This is a genomic window from Pseudomonas fungipugnans, from assembly GCF_029955235.1.
GTDB lineage: Bacteria > Pseudomonadota > Gammaproteobacteria > Pseudomonadales > Pseudomonadaceae > Aquipseudomonas > Aquipseudomonas fungipugnans.
In genome coordinates, this window is the sequence record NZ_JARBWL010000001.1 from 1,728,464 (window position 1) to 1,743,744 (window position 15,281).

14 protein-coding genes, 2 tRNA genes and 1 rRNA gene are annotated in these 15,281 nt (G+C 58.2%); 8 read left to right on the top strand and 9 right to left on the bottom strand.

Features of this window, described 5'->3' with window-relative positions; translation table 11 throughout:
* Nucleotides 1–124 precede the first annotated feature (124 nt).
* The 3 genes from POF45_RS06695 to POF45_RS06705 form a co-directional block, all read right to left on the bottom strand.
* Nucleotides 125–200: transfer RNA gene (locus POF45_RS06695), tRNA-Ala, on the bottom strand.
* 30 nt (nucleotides 201–230) lie between these two features.
* Nucleotides 231–307: transfer RNA gene (locus POF45_RS06700), tRNA-Ile, on the bottom strand.
* Between the two features lie 162 nt (nucleotides 308–469).
* Nucleotides 470–2,008 (bottom strand): 16S ribosomal RNA (locus tag POF45_RS06705).
* Nucleotides 2,009–2,661: 653 nt separating this feature from the next.
* Between POF45_RS06705 and rhtA the strand changes: the two genes are divergently transcribed.
* Nucleotides 2,662–3,549: a threonine/homoserine exporter RhtA gene (gene rhtA / locus POF45_RS06710; protein WP_259495321.1), complete on the top strand. Its 888-nt coding sequence runs from the start codon at nucleotides 2,662–2,664 to the stop codon at nucleotides 3,547–3,549.
* A 165-nt stretch (nucleotides 3,550–3,714) separates the two neighbouring features.
* Nucleotides 3,715–3,996, top strand: a complete 282-nt coding sequence (locus POF45_RS06715) for a hypothetical protein (protein ID WP_259495322.1) — start codon at nucleotides 3,715–3,717, stop codon at nucleotides 3,994–3,996.
* Here the strand turns inward: POF45_RS06715 and POF45_RS06720 are convergent.
* Nucleotides 3,983–4,561, bottom strand: a complete 579-nt coding sequence (locus POF45_RS06720; protein WP_259503220.1) for a TetR/AcrR family transcriptional regulator — start codon at nucleotides 4,559–4,561, stop codon at nucleotides 3,983–3,985. The two genes, POF45_RS06715 and POF45_RS06720, sit on opposite strands and share 14 nt — an antisense overlap.
* A gap of 91 nt (nucleotides 4,562–4,652) precedes the next feature.
* Here POF45_RS06720 and POF45_RS06725 point away from each other — a divergent pair, with 91 nt between their 5' ends.
* Together POF45_RS06725 and POF45_RS06730 are read left to right on the top strand one after the other, a co-directional pair.
* On the top strand, nucleotides 4,653–5,381 hold the full coding sequence (locus POF45_RS06725; RefSeq protein WP_259495324.1) for an SDR family oxidoreductase: 729 nt from the start codon (nucleotides 4,653–4,655) through the stop codon (nucleotides 5,379–5,381).
* A 41-nt stretch (nucleotides 5,382–5,422) separates the two neighbouring features.
* Nucleotides 5,423–6,013, top strand: a complete 591-nt coding sequence (locus tag POF45_RS06730; RefSeq protein ID WP_282315392.1) for a 2-hydroxychromene-2-carboxylate isomerase — start codon at nucleotides 5,423–5,425, stop codon at nucleotides 6,011–6,013.
* Between the two features lie 41 nt (nucleotides 6,014–6,054).
* On the opposite strand, the gene POF45_RS06735 is transcribed toward POF45_RS06730, so the two are convergent.
* The 4 genes from POF45_RS06735 to POF45_RS06750 form a co-directional block, all read right to left on the bottom strand.
* The gene (locus POF45_RS06735) at nucleotides 6,055–7,863 is read right to left on the bottom strand and encodes an aminopeptidase P family protein (protein WP_282315393.1); all 1,809 of its coding nucleotides are present in this window, start codon (nucleotides 7,861–7,863) and stop codon (nucleotides 6,055–6,057) included.
* A gap of 57 nt (nucleotides 7,864–7,920) precedes the next feature.
* A complete protein-coding gene (locus tag POF45_RS06740; RefSeq protein ID WP_282315394.1) occupies nucleotides 7,921–9,087 on the bottom strand; it encodes an aminotransferase class V-fold PLP-dependent enzyme in 1,167 nt (388 codons plus the stop codon).
* Nucleotides 9,088–9,248: 161 nt separating this feature from the next.
* The gene (locus POF45_RS06745; RefSeq protein ID WP_282315395.1) at nucleotides 9,249–9,860 is read right to left on the bottom strand and encodes a LysE family translocator; all 612 of its coding nucleotides are present in this window, start codon (nucleotides 9,858–9,860) and stop codon (nucleotides 9,249–9,251) included.
* Between the two features lie 100 nt (nucleotides 9,861–9,960).
* Complete coding sequence (locus POF45_RS06750) at nucleotides 9,961–10,230, bottom strand: hypothetical protein (RefSeq protein ID WP_259495332.1); 270 nt, start codon at nucleotides 10,228–10,230, stop codon at nucleotides 9,961–9,963.
* Nucleotides 10,231–10,609: 379 nt separating this feature from the next.
* Here POF45_RS06750 and msuE point away from each other — a divergent pair, with 379 nt between their 5' ends.
* The 4 genes from msuE (at nucleotide 10,610) to POF45_RS06770 (ending at nucleotide 14,838) form a co-directional block, all read left to right on the top strand.
* Nucleotides 10,610–11,173: an FMN reductase gene (gene msuE / locus POF45_RS06755; protein ID WP_282315396.1), complete on the top strand. Its 564-nt coding sequence runs from the start codon at nucleotides 10,610–10,612 to the stop codon at nucleotides 11,171–11,173.
* A 10-nt stretch (nucleotides 11,174–11,183) separates the two neighbouring features.
* Complete coding sequence (gene ssuD / locus POF45_RS06760; protein ID WP_282315397.1) at nucleotides 11,184–12,329, top strand: FMNH2-dependent alkanesulfonate monooxygenase; 1,146 nt, start codon at nucleotides 11,184–11,186, stop codon at nucleotides 12,327–12,329.
* Between the two features lie 204 nt (nucleotides 12,330–12,533).
* A complete protein-coding gene (locus tag POF45_RS06765; protein ID WP_259495338.1) occupies nucleotides 12,534–13,721 on the top strand; it encodes an acyl-CoA dehydrogenase family protein in 1,188 nt (395 codons plus the stop codon).
* Between the two features lie 13 nt (nucleotides 13,722–13,734).
* Nucleotides 13,735–14,838: a sigma-54 interaction domain-containing protein gene (locus tag POF45_RS06770; protein ID WP_259495340.1), complete on the top strand. Its 1,104-nt coding sequence runs from the start codon at nucleotides 13,735–13,737 to the stop codon at nucleotides 14,836–14,838.
* On the opposite strand, the gene POF45_RS06775 is transcribed toward POF45_RS06770, so the two are convergent.
* Nucleotides 14,835–15,200: an antibiotic biosynthesis monooxygenase gene (locus tag POF45_RS06775; protein WP_259495341.1), complete on the bottom strand. Its 366-nt coding sequence runs from the start codon at nucleotides 15,198–15,200 to the stop codon at nucleotides 14,835–14,837. The two genes, POF45_RS06770 and POF45_RS06775, sit on opposite strands and share 4 nt — an antisense overlap.
* Nucleotides 15,201–15,281 lie beyond the last annotated feature (81 nt).

Consider the following 15,281-nt stretch of genomic DNA (forward strand, 5'->3'; position numbering starts at 1 on the left):
AGTCTATCTTTCTATCACATACCCAAATTTTTAAAGAACGATCTAATCAAAGACTAGAAATCAACATTCACCATCACAATGATGGAATGCTCATTTCTAAGCTTTAAACGCTAGAAGCAGTTAGTGGTGGAGCCAAACGGGATCGAACCGTTGACCTCCTGCGTGCAAGGCAGGCGCTCTCCCAGCTGAGCTATGGCCCCGTATTTCTACAGGCGTTTCCCACACAAAATTGGTGGGTCTGGGCAGATTCGAACTGCCGACCTCACCCTTATCAGGGGTGCGCTCTAACCAACTGAGCTACAGACCCAATTTCGAGCTATAAGGCCGACCTCACCCTGCTCTTTACCGCCAAGCATGGGGTGCGCTCTAACCAACCAAGCTACAACCTGTTAAGGCTGCTTCTTTATCGTCTTCTTCAATGAATCAAGCAATTCGTGTGGGAACTTATGGAGCAGCTGATGTCGTCGATTAAGGAGGTGATCCAGCCGCAGGTTCCCCTACGGCTACCTTGTTACGACTTCACCCCAGTCATGAATCACACCGTGGTAACCGTCCTCCCGAAGGTTAGACTAGCTACTTCTGGTGCAACCCACTCCCATGGTGTGACGGGCGGTGTGTACAAGGCCCGGGAACGTATTCACCGCGACATTCTGATTCGCGATTACTAGCGATTCCGACTTCACGCAGTCGAGTTGCAGACTGCGATCCGGACTACGATCGGTTTTCTGGGATTAGCTCCACCTCGCGGCTTGGCAACCCTCTGTACCGACCATTGTAGCACGTGTGTAGCCCAGGCCGTAAGGGCCATGATGACTTGACGTCATCCCCACCTTCCTCCGGTTTGTCACCGGCAGTCTCCTTAGAGTGCCCACCATAACGTGCTGGTAACTAAGGACAAGGGTTGCGCTCGTTACGGGACTTAACCCAACATCTCACGACACGAGCTGACGACAGCCATGCAGCACCTGTCTCAATGTTCCCGAAGGCACCAATCCATCTCTGGAAAGTTCATTGGATGTCAAGGCCTGGTAAGGTTCTTCGCGTTGCTTCGAATTAAACCACATGCTCCACCGCTTGTGCGGGCCCCCGTCAATTCATTTGAGTTTTAACCTTGCGGCCGTACTCCCCAGGCGGTCAACTTAATGCGTTAGCTGCGCCACTAAGAGCTCAAGGCTCCCAACGGCTAGTTGACATCGTTTACGGCGTGGACTACCAGGGTATCTAATCCTGTTTGCTCCCCACGCTTTCGCACCTCAGTGTCAGTATCAGTCCAGGTGGTCGCCTTCGCCACTGGTGTTCCTTCCTATATCTACGCATTTCACCGCTACACAGGAAATTCCACCACCCTCTACCATACTCTAGCTCGTCAGTTTTGAATGCAGTTCCCAGGTTGAGCCCGGGGATTTCACATCCAACTTAACGAACCACCTACGCGCGCTTTACGCCCAGTAATTCCGATTAACGCTTGCACCCTCTGTATTACCGCGGCTGCTGGCACAGAGTTAGCCGGTGCTTATTCTGTCGGTAACGTCAAAACACTTACGTATTAGGTAAATGCCCTTCCTCCCAACTTAAAGTGCTTTACAATCCGAAGACCTTCTTCACACACGCGGCATGGCTGGATCAGGCTTTCGCCCATTGTCCAATATTCCCCACTGCTGCCTCCCGTAGGAGTCTGGACCGTGTCTCAGTTCCAGTGTGACTGATCATCCTCTCAGACCAGTTACGGATCGTCGCCTTGGTGAGCCATTACCTCACCAACTAGCTAATCCGACCTAGGCTCATCTGATAGCGCAAGGCCCGAAGGTCCCCTGCTTTCTCCCGTAGGACGTATGCGGTATTAGCGTCCGTTTCCGAGCGTTATCCCCCACTACCAGGCAGATTCCTAGGCATTACTCACCCGTCCGCCGCTCGCCACCAGGTACAAGTACCCGTGCTGCCGCTCGACTTGCATGTGTTAGGCCTGCCGCCAGCGTTCAATCTGAGCCATGATCAAACTCTTCAGTTCAAACATCTTTGGGTTTTTAAGAAACCCTAAACTTGGCTCAGCAATCGTTGGTTACATCTTTGATTTCTCGCGGAGTAACTTGTGATGCTGATAATCTTGTTGACTATCAGTCTGACTCCACAAGCACCCACACGAATTGCTTGATTCAGTTGTTAAAGAGCGGTTGGTTAAGATCTTTCGTCTCAACCGAGGCGCGCATTCTACAGCAGCCTCTGTTGCTGTCAAGCGGTTATTTTCAGAAGTTTTCAAAGTTTCCCTTGCAACTTCAACCACTTGCGCTTCCGATCTCTCGTTAGCGGGAGGCGAATTCTACAGCGTTACACGCTGCTGTCAACACCTCTTTTTCTCCGCTTTCGACCGAGAAGATCGAACCGTTAAAAGAGCAAAACAACACCACTCTTTCAACTCCTTCTGGGCTTCGATGACCTGAAGCGACTCGCTGTCGAAAACTGCGTAACTCTTTGTTTACCAAGGAGTTTTCCGTTTCGACTGCGCCGGAAGTGGGGCGAATTATAGACTTCCAGAATCTGCCGTCAAGCACTGATTACGCTTTTCTATCAGAGACTTGAATTCCCTGCCTATATATAGACGCCAGCACCACGAATGCGCAGTATATTGCCCAACCCATAAAACACCCCGGACGATGCCTCGCAATGAATGACCAGCCCCGCAGCCTTGCCTCGACGTTGTTCTCGATCGGGCTGCTATTAATAGCCATGGCCTCCATCCAGTCTGGAGCCTCACTTGCCAAAAGCATGTTCCCGATTGTCGGCGCCCAAGGCACCACCACCCTGCGCCTGGTTTTTGCCAGCCTGATCATGCTGATCCTGCTTCGCCCCTGGCGCGCCACGCTCACGGCCAAATCCCTGCGCACCGTCATCGTCTACGGCATGGCCCTGGGTGGCATGAACTTCCTCTTCTATATGTCATTGCGCACGGTACCGTTGGGTATTGCAGTCGCCCTGGAGTTCACCGGGCCGCTGGCAGTCGCCATCTATGCCTCCAGGCGTGCGATCGACTTCCTGTGGATCGCCCTCGCCGCCATCGGTTTGTTACTGCTGATTCCCACTGGTGCCACAACGGCCGCAATTGATCTGACCGGAGCCGGGTATGCTCTGGGGGCAGGCGTCTGTTGGGCGCTTTACATTCTGTTCGGGCAAAAGGCCGGTGCCGACAATGGCGTACAAACCGCCGCCCTGGGCGTCATGATTGCAGCGCTCTTCGTCGCACCGATCGGCATTGTCCATGCCGGCGCTGCGTTGCTGACTCCCGCACTGATCCCTGTAGCCATCGGCGTGGCCATTTTGTCCACCGCTCTCCCCTATACGCTGGAGATGGTCGCCCTCACGCGAATGCCGGCCCGGACCTTTGGCACACTTATGAGCATAGAGCCCGCGTTCGGTGCACTTTCAGGTCTTGTGTTTCTCCACGAATACCTGTCTTTGTCACAATGGATGGCCATCTTGTGCATTATTCTGGCGTCGGTCGGCGCGACCATGACCATGGGAAGCACAGCCAAGCCTGCGGTCGCGGCGGATTGATACAGGATTTGACGAAGCTCTGGCATTTACCGCTCATTTAGGCCATGTTTAGACCCGCAAGCCAATGTCACATATGGATTTTTCAGATAGGGATATCGTAACGCTTCAACGAAAGCGAATGCAGCCAGACCCGGGCGCCAGATCCGGGCCGCTTTAAGGACAGTAATGAAACGAATTTTGCTACTGATCGCCGTATTTGCAGTTGCGAGCTGCGCGGCCACTTCGCAAACCCAGGTCAAACACGGCAAGAAGGGGCTGCATATCAACTGTTCAGGCCTGTCGTCCTCCTGGGACAAGTGCTACACCAGTGCAGCCGATTCGTGCGCACCGAAGGGATACAAGGTGATCGCCAAATCCGGAGACGCCGTGGAAGAGCCTGGCGACTATCCCTTCGGCCTCAATCCTGCCGGCTACACCAGCCGCAGCATGATCGTCATTTGCAAGTAGCCTGTTGCCGCCCTGCAATCTGGCGACCAATCTCGTCATGACTGGATGCGAGCACGGTTCGCTGAATGTCCGGGGTGGCCAACATACGCGCCACGACCAACGCACCGACACATTGCGACAGAATCGCCCAAGCCAGGCTGTCGCTTTCCAGTATCCGCGCCCAACTCTCCTGAAGCCGACAAATCCAGAGCTCCGCCTGCTGGCGCACAACGATGTCCGAACGAGCAATTTCGCTGCCCAGCGTCGGCAATGCACACCCCGCCTCCGGCTGCTCCACATGGGCCATGCTCAGGTAATGCTGAAGACAGCGTTCAAGCCTGGCGCAATCCTGACCGCCCTGCCCGCCCAACCGCGTCAGACTTTGATCCAGCTCGCGCTCAACAATCGCCGCGAACAGCTCGTCCTTCGACGAAAAGTGACTGTAGAAAGCACCACCACTCAACCCGATGGCCTTCATCAGCCCGTCGACACCGATGGTTGAAAAACCGGACTTCTTGGCCGATACCGCACTGCTTTGCAGCAGCTTTTCTTTGGTTTCCAGCTTGTGACTGGGCGAATAGCGCATGGCCTTGTCCTCGTATTGATCACCTTGACGCACGATGGATCGTAGCATAACGTTCGTTTAGTTAACGATCGTTTACCAAAGGGATCCAGCCATGAAAAACAAGAAGGTCGTACTGGTAGTTGGCGCAGGTGATGCTACCGGCGGCGCTATTGCCAAACGTTTTGCCCAGGAAGGATTTATTGCCTGCGTCACCCGCCGTAGTGCAGACAAACTCCAGCCATTGGTCGATAGCATCAAGGACAGCGGGGGCGAAGCCCACGGTTTCGCTTGTGATGCACGCAAGGAAGAGGATGTCATTGCACTCGTCGAACAGATCGAAAACCAGATCGGGCCTATTGAAGCGTTCGTCTTCAACATTGGCGCCAACGTGCCTTGCAGCATTCTCGAAGAAACCGCCCGCAAATATTTCAAGATATGGGAAATGGCCTGCTTCTCAGGGTTTCTCAATGCCCGCGAAGTGGCCAAGCGCATGGCGACGCGCAAACGGGGCACGATTCTGTTCACCGGAGCCACCGCCGGGCTACGTGGTGCAGCAGGTTTTGCGGCGTTCGCCGGTGCCAAACACGGGATTCGCGCCCTCGCCCAGAGCATGGCCCGTGAACTGGGGCCGATGAATATTCACGTTGCTCATGTCGTGGTCGATGGCGCTATCGACACTGACTTTATTCGCAATAACTTTCCGGAAAAGTACGCCACAAAAGATGAGGACGGCATCCTCAACCCTGACCACATCGCCGAAAACTATTGGTACTTGCACAGCCAGCCACGGGACGCCTGGACCTTCGAGCTGGACTTGCGCCCCTGGAACGAACGCTGGTAAGCCCTCCTCCCAAGACAAACAAGAAGCAGAGAGCATCAAGCATGAGCAAAACCGTGGAATTCTATTTCGACGTCGGCAGCCCCACCACCTACCTGGCCTACACACAACTGCCCGGAATCTGCGAACAGACCGGCAGCCAATTGATCTACAAACCCATGCTGTTGGGCGGCGTGTTCAAAGCCACCGGCAATGCCTCGCCGGCAATGATTCCGGCCAAGGGTCGCTACATGTTTCAGGACCTGGACCGCTACGCCGGACGCTATGGCGTGCCGCTGAAAATCAATCCGCACTTCCCCATCAACACGCTGATGCTGATGCGTGCCGTCACGGGTGTGCAATTGCGTCACCCTGAGCGCTTCAAGACGTTCATCGATTGCCTGTTCACAGCGCTTTGGGTGGAAGGAAAAAACCTCAACGATCCGGCCACTGTGGCGGCGGTGCTGATGCAAAACGGGTTTGACCCCAATCAAGTACTGGCACTGACGGCCGATGAGGAAGTGAAGGCAGCCCTCAAGGACAACACCGACAAAGCCATACAACGCGGCGTTTTCGGGGCGCCGAGCATGTTCGTAGGTGATCAGTTGTTCTTCGGCCAGGACAGGCTGGACTTTGTGATTGAAGCATTGTCATGACAGGAGCCGGGCGCTGGAGTCAGCGCCCGGCTTCAAGTGGATCAGATAGCCGCAGTACGAGTGATCAACCACGCCAGCGCCGCGCCGTCGAGCAACGGGCTGAGACGCTCGCGCACCTCGGCGTGATAGGCGTTGAACCACTGCTTCTCGTCATCGGTCAGCAGCGACGGCTCCAGGCAACGAGTATCGATCGGGCACAACGTCAGGGTTTCAAATTTCAGGAACTCGCCAAATTCGCTTTTGCCTGCCTCGCGGTTCAATACCAGGTTCTCGATCCGCACACCCCAGCGCCCCGGACGATAAGTACCCGGCTCGATGGACGTGATCATGCCCGGCAGCATCGCGGTTTGCGGTGCGGCGGCGGCCTGATAGGCGATCACTTGCGGGCCTTCGTGAACATTGAGGAAGTAGCCCACACCGTGACCGGTGCCGTGACCATAATCGACACTTTCTGCCCAGATCGGCGCACGGGCAATCGAGTCCAGCAGCGGCGACAGAATACCGCGCGGGAACTGCGCCCGGGACAAGGCAATCACGCCTTTAAGCACCCGCGTGCAATCGCGTTTCTGCTCAGTGGTCGGCGTGCCTACCGGCACCATGCGCGTGATGTCGGTAGTGCCACCCAGATACTGGCCGCCGGAGTCGATCAGCAACAAACCGTCGCCCTCGATCACCGCGTATTCTTCTTCGGTGGCGTGATAATGCGGCATGGCGCCATTGGCGTTGAACGCGGCAATGGTGTTGAAACTCAGCGACACATAATCCGGGCGACGGGTACGGGCTGCGGTCAGGTGTTCGTCGATGGTCAGTTCAGTGATGCGCTCACGACCCCAGGCCGATTCCAGCCAGGCGAAGAATTCGCACAGCGCCGCGCCGTCCTGCTCCATGGCCTGGCGAATGTGCTCAGCATCGGCCAGGCTTTTCTGCGACTTGGCCAAGGTGGTCGGGTTCAAGCCCTCAATCAGTTTCACGCCACTGTCGAGGTTACCCAGTAAACCGGCAGTGACCCGCGCCGGATCAATCTGCAAGCTCGCACCACTCGGCACATCGCGCAAGGCGTTGGCCACTTCGCTGTAATCGCGCAGCGTCACGCCGTCCTGTTCGAGGATCGCACGCAATTCAGTGCTGACTTTGCTCAACGCCACGAACAACGTGGCCTGTTGCTGGCTGATCAAGGCAAAAGAGACGAACACCGGGTTGAACGACACGTCGCCGCCGCGAAGATTGAACAGCCAGGCGATGTCGTCGAGGGTGGCGATGAAATGCCAGTGCGCACCGCGATCTTTCAGCACTTCACGCAGCTTGGCCAGCTTCTCGCCACGGCTGACGGTCGCCTGAGGCGGCAAGTGCTGATAGATCGGCTCGTTCGGCAGGCGTGGACGATCAGCCCAGACTTCGTCCAACAGGTCGATATCCGTGCGCAAACGAGCGCCGCGCTCCTCCAGTTTGCTGCCCAAGGTACGCGCCGAAGCCACGGCCATCACCGCGCCGTCCACCGCTACCACGCCACCTTCCGGGGTTTGCTCGGCGAGCCAGTCCAGCGGACCGGGCTGACCCGGTTGCAGCTTGACCAGTTCGATGCCGCTGCCGTTGAGTTCCTTGGTCGCCTGTTCCCAGTAACGGCTGTCAGCCCAGACGCCGGCGAAATCCGCAGTGACAATCAGCGTACCTACTGACCCATGAAAACCCGACAACCATTGCCGCCCCTGCCAGTAACCCGGCAGGTATTCCGACAAATGCGGATCGGCCGACGGCACCAGCAAGGCATGAATACCCTCGCGGCTCATCAGTTCGCGGGTTTGCGCCAGGCGCTGGGGAACCGTTCCATGGGTCAAAGGCTGGGTGCTCATCGTTTCTCCTGCTAACCACTTCATCATTATTGTTGGGTGCCGATTCGCGATCGGCGCTTAGGGGCCGACCGCCCAGAATGCCGGGGCACTGGCCGATGCCGCTTTAATCAGTTGAACTGCCTGATCGATATCCTGCTCGGTGGTGAAACGCCCGAGGCTCAAGCGGATGGTGCGACTGGCCGAGCGTGCATCGTGCCCCAGCGCCAGCAGCACGTGCGAGGGTGCATTGCTGGCAGAATTACAGGCCGACGTGGCGGAAAACGCAATCGAATGGCTCAGTGCCGCACTGTTGAACTCGTCTTCATTGAAGGTCAGGCTCAGGGTATGCGCAATGCGCTGGGTCGGGCTGCCGTTGAGGCGCACACCGGGCAGGCTCAGCAATTGCTCAAGCAGGCGCTCGCGCAGATAGGCGATGGTGGCTTTCTCTTCATCGAAGACCGCCGCCGCCAGGGCAAACGCCGCGCCCATCGCCACGATCTGGTGAGTGGCCAGGGTGCCGGACCGCAACCCGCCTTCGTGACCGCCGCCGTGGATTTGCGCCTGCAATCGCTGCTGGGCGCGAGGGCCAACATACAGTGCGCCGATGCCTTTGGGGCCATAGATCTTGTGCGCGGAAAAAGACATCAGGTCCACCGGCCATTCAGCCAGATCGATTGCCACTTTCCCCGCACCTTGAGCCGCATCGACATGGAACAACGCGCCGCGATCACGTACCAACTGGCCAATGGCCGGGATGTCGTTGACCGTGCCCAGCTCGTTGTTGACCAGCATCAGCGACACCAGAAAGGTGTCGGTGCGCATGGCTTCGCTGACCGCCTGCGGGGTAATCAGCCCGTGCGCGTCAGGCACCAGATACGTCACCGCGACGCCTGCGTCCTGCAACTGCCTGGCCGTGTCGAGAATGGCTTTGTGTTCAATCTGGCTGGTGATGATGTGGCCGCCAGAGACACCGCGCCCCTGCGCCACACCTTTGAGCGCCAGGTTGTTGGATTCGGTGGCACCGGAGGTCCAGACGATCTGCTCAGGCGTCGCCCCGATCAGTTCGGCCACTTGCTGGCGGGCCAGTTCAACCGATTGCCGGGCCTGCTGGCCGAAGGCATGGGAGGCGGAGGCCGGGTTGCCGAAGTTGCCGGTGAAACCCAGGCACTCGACCATCACCTTGATGACTCGCTCGTCCACCGGCGTGGTGGCGGCGTAATCGAAATACAACGGACGTTTATTCATAAAAGACTCGCAGAGCTTGTTCCGGGATCAGGTGCAAGCGTTCGGACACAAGCAATACCTGATCGGATGCCGTTAAAGAAGGTCGACTTCATTTAAAAGTGCGTAGGAACGCTCCTGAAGTCGAGCTTAACAGGCATCGGGCGGCAGGTTGAAGCAATGCATCAGCTAAAGCTTTCGAGCAGCAACGGATACAGCGAAACCACCAGCAGCGAGGCCATGCCCCAGTTGAACAGACGCAGCCAACGCGGATCGCGCAACACATTGCGCAACAATGTGCCGCAACCGACCCACAGACCGACGCTTGGCAGGTTGATGATGGCAAACACGGCGGCGATGACAATCACGTTGGTGAAGTAGCCTTGCATAGGCGTGTAGGTGCTGATTGCACCGATGGCCATGATCCAGGCCTTGGGATTGACCCATTGAAATGCAGCAGCGCCCAGGTAGCTGATCGGCCTGCCCCTGCCCTGCTCGCTTTCGGAAACAGGCCCGGAGTTGGCGATTTTCCAGGCCAGGTACAGCAGATATGCCGCGCCGGCATAGCGCAACACGGTGTAAAGCAACGGCCAGGTTTTAAATACTGTGCCCAAGCCAAAACCCACCGCCACCACCAGTACGAAAAAGCCGCAGGTAACGCCGAGCATATGAGGAATGGTGCGGTTAAAGCCGAAGTTCACCCCCGATGCCAGCAACATGGTGTTGTTCGGGCCGGGTGTGATCGAGGTGACGAGGGCAAACAGGGCAAAGCCCAGTAACAAATCAAGGGTGAGCATGCAGGCATTCCATCCGGGTCAGTCAGGTATTGACCCTAGCGCACGCCTTGTCGGAAACCCACAGACAGTTGGGTAAAAGTTGCAGCAGTACAGTCGCAAATCAGCTTGGACGACCGTGCAAGTGTACGGTGCGTTGGACGCTCATTTCGCCTTGAGTGTCGAAACCCAAAGACTTTTGTGGCTGGCCGAGCAATTCGGCTTTTTTCGCCTGGTATTCATCGAAGGACAATCCGCGACGGCTCAAGGATTCGAGTGCCAGCTCTTTGGTTTCTTCGGCGGTGTAAGGCCGCAATTCAGGTGAGGCGTGACTGGCACATCCGGCAAGCACCGAGATGCTGAGCAGCAAGGAAACAGCGAGTAAACGGTTCATGGGGAACGTCCTGACGATCTTGTTTGGCGATGGTTGAAGGCTACGCCGCAGGCTCGATCAGCAGAAATCACCGCGCTTGATAGTGGGTATCGAGATAACCAGAGACATATTCAATAACGATCTATAAATATCCTATTACGGTATTTTGAGGAATATAAGCCAGCCTTTATAACAATCCCCAGCGTTTACCCACTGTTGCCCAGGCAACTGTTCATCAAGCAACAGTCATTCAACAAACAGCGCTGAAAACCGCACAGCGTCGAATCAACGAAACGCTGTAAGCACCGGAATACGGGGCTTCCAGGGATTGGTACAGCTCTTGCTCAGCTCCAGTGACTTTTCACTGCTCTGTGAGCAACTGTTTAAAAAGGAACTGATCATGTCGCGTCCATTGAAAGTCGTTGCCCTCTCCGGCGGCACCTGGCGTCCGTCCCGCACATTGGTGTTGACCCAGGCGCTGTTGAACGAACTGGCCGAACAGCTGCCGGTCGAGAGCAAGCTGATCGAGCTGGGCGACATTGCTCGCCCGCTGGGGGCTGCGTTGTCTCGCCAGGAACTGAGCGCCGAGATCGAAGCCGAGTTGCAGGCCATCGAAAGCGCCGACCTGCTGATCGTCGCCGCGCCGGTGTATCGCGGTTCCTACCCCGGATTGCTCAAGCACCTGTTCGACCTGATCGACCTCAACGCCTTGATCGACACCCCGGTGCTGCTGGCCGCTACCGGCGGCAGCGAACGTCATGCACTGGTTCTCGATCATCAACTGCGACCGCTGTTCAGTTTTTTCCAGGCCCTCACCCTGCCAATTGGCGTCTATGCCACCGAAGCCGATTTTTCGAATTACCAAATAACCAGTGAGCCCCTGAAGGCCCGCATTCGCCTTGCTGCAGAACGCGCCGCGCCCCTGTTCGGCGTGCATCCCAAAAATCTGCTGAAAATCGCTTAAGGATCTGTTCATGGATGTCTTCTGGTTCCTGCCCACTCACGGCGACGGTCATTACCTGGGCACCACCCAAGGCGCGCGCCCGGTGACCCTCAACTATTTGAAACAGGTGGCCCAGGCCGCCGACAGCCTTGGTTATCACGGCGTGCTGATCCCCACCGGGCGTTCCTGCGAAGATTCGTGGGTGATCGCTTCGGCGCTGGTGCCATTGACCGAACGCCTGCGTTATCTGGTGGCAATACGGCCGGGGATCATCTCGCCGACCGTCTCGGCGCGTATGGCCGCGACCCTGGATCGACTGTCCGGTGGCCGCTTGCTGATCAACGTCGTCACCGGCGGCGACCCGGACGAAAACCGTGGCGACGGCAGCTTCCTCGATCACAGCGAGCGCTACGAAGTGACCGACGAATTCCTCAAGATCTGGCGTCGGGTGTTGCAGGGCGAGTCAGTGGATTTCGAAGGCAAACACCTGCGGGTGCAGAACGCCAAAGCGCTTTATCCGCCGGTGCAGAGGCCTTATCCGCCGCTGTACTTCGGGGGTTCATCCGAAGCCGCCCATGAACTGGCCGCCGAGCAGGTGGACGTTTACCTGACCTGGGGTGAGCCACCGGCAGCCGTCGCCGAGAAACTCGCCGATGTTCGCGAACGTGCGGCACGCAACGGGCGCACGGTGAAGTTCGGTATTCGCCTGCACGTCATCGTGCGTGAAACCGCCGAAGAAGCATGGAAAGCCGCAGACAAGCTGATCGAACACATCAGTGACGAGACCGTCGCCGCCGCGCAGAAATCTTTCTCGCGATTCGATTCCGAAGGCCAGCGACGTATGGCCGCCTTGCACGACGGGCGCCGCGACAACCTGGAAATCTCGCCCAACCTGTGGGCCGGCGTCGGCCTGGTACGCGGCGGCGCCGGGACGGCGCTGGTAGGGGATCCGCAGCAAGTGGCGGCGCGCATCAAGGAATACGCGGACCTGGGGATCGAGAGTTTCATCTTCTCCGGCTACCCGCATCTGGAAGAGGCGTATCGCTTTGCCGAACTCGTGTTCCCGCTGCTGCCCGAGCCCTATGCCAGCCTGGCCGGACGCGGCGTCACCAACCTCACCGGGCCGTTTGGCGAAATGATTGCCAATGATGTGCTGCCGGCCAAAGCCACAGTCTGATCCCTGGGCTGTCGGGACGTCCTGTGGCGAGGGGGTTTACCCCCGTTGCGGCGCGAAGCGGCGCCAAAGTCAGTGAATACGGTTTATTCAGACAAACCGTACCAGCCGGTTTACGACTGCTACGCAGCCGAACGGGGGTAAACCCCCTCGCCACAGAAGTCTATCCACCCGTAACCCTGCGTCGATTTGAAGAAGGACACCCGCGTGACTGCCAAACCGCAAAGCGCCCTGCCATCCCCCTTGCAGACCGCCCGCCAACTGGCTGCCGAGTTTGCCCTGACCGCCGTCGAACGCGACGAGCGTGGCGGCACACCGAAAGCCGAACGTGACGCCCTGCGCCATAGCGGCCTGCTCGCCTTGAGCATTCCTACCCAGTACGGCGGCCTCGGCGCGCCCTGGAGTGAAACCCTGACCATCGTGCGCGAGTTCGCCAAGGTCGACAGTTCCATCGCCCATGTCTTCGGTTTTCATCACTTGATGCTCGCCACCGTGCGTCTGTTCGCCCGGCCCGAGCAATGGCAACCGTGGTTCGAACAAACCGCGCGCAAGAACTGGTTCTGGGGCAACGCCCTCAACCCGCTGGACACCCGCACCGTGGTGAAAAACCTCGGCGGCTGGCGCGAATTCTCCGGCAAGAAAAGTTTCTGCTCCGGCGCCAGCGATTCCGAAATGCTGATCGCCTCGGCGGTCGATGAAAGCGCTGGCGGCAAGCTGCTGATCGCCGCCATCCCCAGCGGTCGCAGCGGCATCACTCTGCACAACGACTGGAACAACATGGGCCAGCGCCAGACCGACAGCGGCAGCGCCACATTCGAACGAGTGCGGGTCGAAGAGTCGGAACTGCTGCTCGATCCCGGTCCGCTGAGCACCCCGTTCGCCTGCCTGCGACCACTGATTGCGCAGCTGACTTTCACCCATATGTTCCTCGGGATTGCCGAAGGTGCCTTTGAAGAGGCGCGGCAATACACCCTCACCGAAACCCGGCCGTGGCATAAGTCCAATGCTCAGGATGTGCGTGAAGATCCGTACATCCTTAGTCATTACGGCGAATTCTGGGTGGCGCTCGAAGGCGTGCGCCTGCTGGTGGAACGCGCCGCCGACCTGCTCGACAAGGCCTGGGCCAAAGGCCCGGCGCTGAGTGCCGAAGAACGCGGCCAGCTGGCCACCGCCATCGCCACGGCCAAGGTCGCCGCCACCCGCAACGGCCTGGAACTGTGCAGCCGCCTGTTCGAAGTCACCGGCGCCCGTTCGACCCACGCCTCGCTGCGGCTGGACCGCCACTGGCGCAACCTGCGCACGCAAACCCTGCACGACCCAGTGGATTACAAACTCCATGAACTGGGTGACTGGGCGCTGAACCAGTCCCTGCCCATCCCGACTTTCTATTCATAGGAGCGTGCCTGCCATGCAACTGCTGACCCTACCGCCCTCGCCCGCCCTGGCCACCTCGATCCGCGCCACGGCGCAGGTCTTCGAAGACCCCAAGTCCCAGGCCTTGCTCGCGCATTTGCAGCAGGTCGCGCCGAGTGAAGCCAGCGTGCTGATCATCGGCGAAACCGGCACCGGCAAGGAACTGGTGGCGCGGCACATCCATAACCTCAGCGCCCGACGCAACCGACCATTTGTAGCGGTGAATTGCGGCGCGTTCTCCGAATCGCTGGTGGAGGCCGAGTTGTTCGGCCATGAAAAAGGCGCGTTCACCGGCGCCTTGAGCGCCAAGGCCGGCTGGTTCGAAGAAGCCGATGGCGGCACCCTGTTCCTCGACGAAATCGGCGACTTGCCGATGGCGATTCAGGTCAAGTTACTGCGGGTTTTACAAGAACGTGAAGTGGTCCGGCTGGGCTCGCGCAAGAGCATCCCGATCGACGTGCGAGTGTTGGCCGCGACCAATGTGCAACTGGAAAAAGCCATCAACGCCGGGCATTTTCGCGAGGATCTGTATTATCGCCTCGACGTCGTCAGCCTGGAGCTGAGCCCGCTGCGCGACCGCCCCGGCGACATCCTGCCGCTGACTCGGCACTTCGTCGAAGCCTACAGTCAGCGCCTGGGCTACGGCAGCATCAGCATCAGTAAAGACGCCGAACTGAAACTGCGCAGCTACAGCTGGCCGGGCAACATTCGCGAACTGGAAAACGTCATCCACCACACCTTGTTGATCTGCCGAAACGGCGTGATCGAGCGTGACGACCTGCGCCTGTCGAACATGCGCATCGAACGTCAGGACGACTATCACGGCAACATCGACGACTCGGCACAGGCGCTGCTCGACCGGGCCTTTCAAAAACTCTTTGAAGAACAGGCCGGCGCGCTGCACGAAAAAGTCGAGGACGCCTTGCTGCGGGCGGCTTACCACTTCTGCCATTACAACCAGGTGCACACCGCCGCGCTGCTGGGCCTGAGCCGCAACGTGACGCGCACGCGGCTGATCAAGATCGGCGAACTGGCGGTGAACAAGCGCCGGCCTGCGGAAAATGTGCAAGGCGAACGCTTGATGCAGTTGTCGATTTAATTCACCAGATTGCAGTGCAGCGCATTGTCGTGGCTGCGCTCAATACTGCTCATCACCTGGAATGAACCAAAGGTCACGGTTTTCGCCCGATGGGCGCGGATCAGTTGCCAGAAATCCTGCTCGCCGCTTTCAAAACTCTGGAACGCGGCTTCTCCGGCCTCGCGGGTTTGCCATTGCAGGTAATTGAGCACCCGCCGGCCATCGTCGCTGGCCAGGATGCTGGCACTCAGGAAACCACTGAATCCTTGAGCCAGGCGCTCGGTCTGGACCGATAGCGCCGAAATCAGCGCGGGTTGCTGATGAGGTTCGATCTCGAATTCGATCAATTGGGTGAAGCTGCGGTTTTGCTCTGGCGTTTGCATGGATGAGTCCCCACTGGTGTGTCAGACGGATCTTGCGATCCGAAGGCCTGCAGGGTAAAACCTCAAGTTAACTAGAGGTCA

Bases quoted from the DNA above. Each gene is read 5' to 3' on its own strand.
- rhtA (WP_259495321.1), top strand. From the start codon at position 2,662: ATGAATGACCAGCCCCGCAGCCTTGCCTCGACGTTGTTCTCGATCGGG.
- POF45_RS06715 (WP_259495322.1), top strand. From the start codon at position 3,715: ATGAAACGAATTTTGCTACTGATCGCCGTATTTGCAGTTGCGAGCTGC.
- POF45_RS06720 (WP_259503220.1), bottom strand. From the start codon at position 4,561: ATGCGCTATTCGCCCAGTCACAAGCTGGAAACCAAAGAAAAGCTGCTG.
- POF45_RS06725 (WP_259495324.1), top strand. From the start codon at position 4,653: ATGAAAAACAAGAAGGTCGTACTGGTAGTTGGCGCAGGTGATGCTACC.
- POF45_RS06730 (WP_282315392.1), top strand. From the start codon at position 5,423: ATGAGCAAAACCGTGGAATTCTATTTCGACGTCGGCAGCCCCACCACC.
- POF45_RS06735 (WP_282315393.1), bottom strand. From the start codon at position 7,863: ATGAGCACCCAGCCTTTGACCCATGGAACGGTTCCCCAGCGCCTGGCG.
- POF45_RS06740 (WP_282315394.1), bottom strand. From the start codon at position 9,087: ATGAATAAACGTCCGTTGTATTTCGATTACGCCGCCACCACGCCGGTG.
- POF45_RS06745 (WP_282315395.1), bottom strand. From the start codon at position 9,860: ATGCTCACCCTTGATTTGTTACTGGGCTTTGCCCTGTTTGCCCTCGTC.
- POF45_RS06750 (WP_259495332.1), bottom strand. From the start codon at position 10,230: ATGAACCGTTTACTCGCTGTTTCCTTGCTGCTCAGCATCTCGGTGCTT.
- msuE (WP_282315396.1), top strand. From the start codon at position 10,610: ATGTCGCGTCCATTGAAAGTCGTTGCCCTCTCCGGCGGCACCTGGCGT.
- ssuD (WP_282315397.1), top strand. From the start codon at position 11,184: ATGGATGTCTTCTGGTTCCTGCCCACTCACGGCGACGGTCATTACCTG.
- POF45_RS06770 (WP_259495340.1), top strand. From the start codon at position 13,735: ATGCAACTGCTGACCCTACCGCCCTCGCCCGCCCTGGCCACCTCGATC.
- POF45_RS06775 (WP_259495341.1), bottom strand. From the start codon at position 15,200: ATGCAAACGCCAGAGCAAAACCGCAGCTTCACCCAATTGATCGAATTC.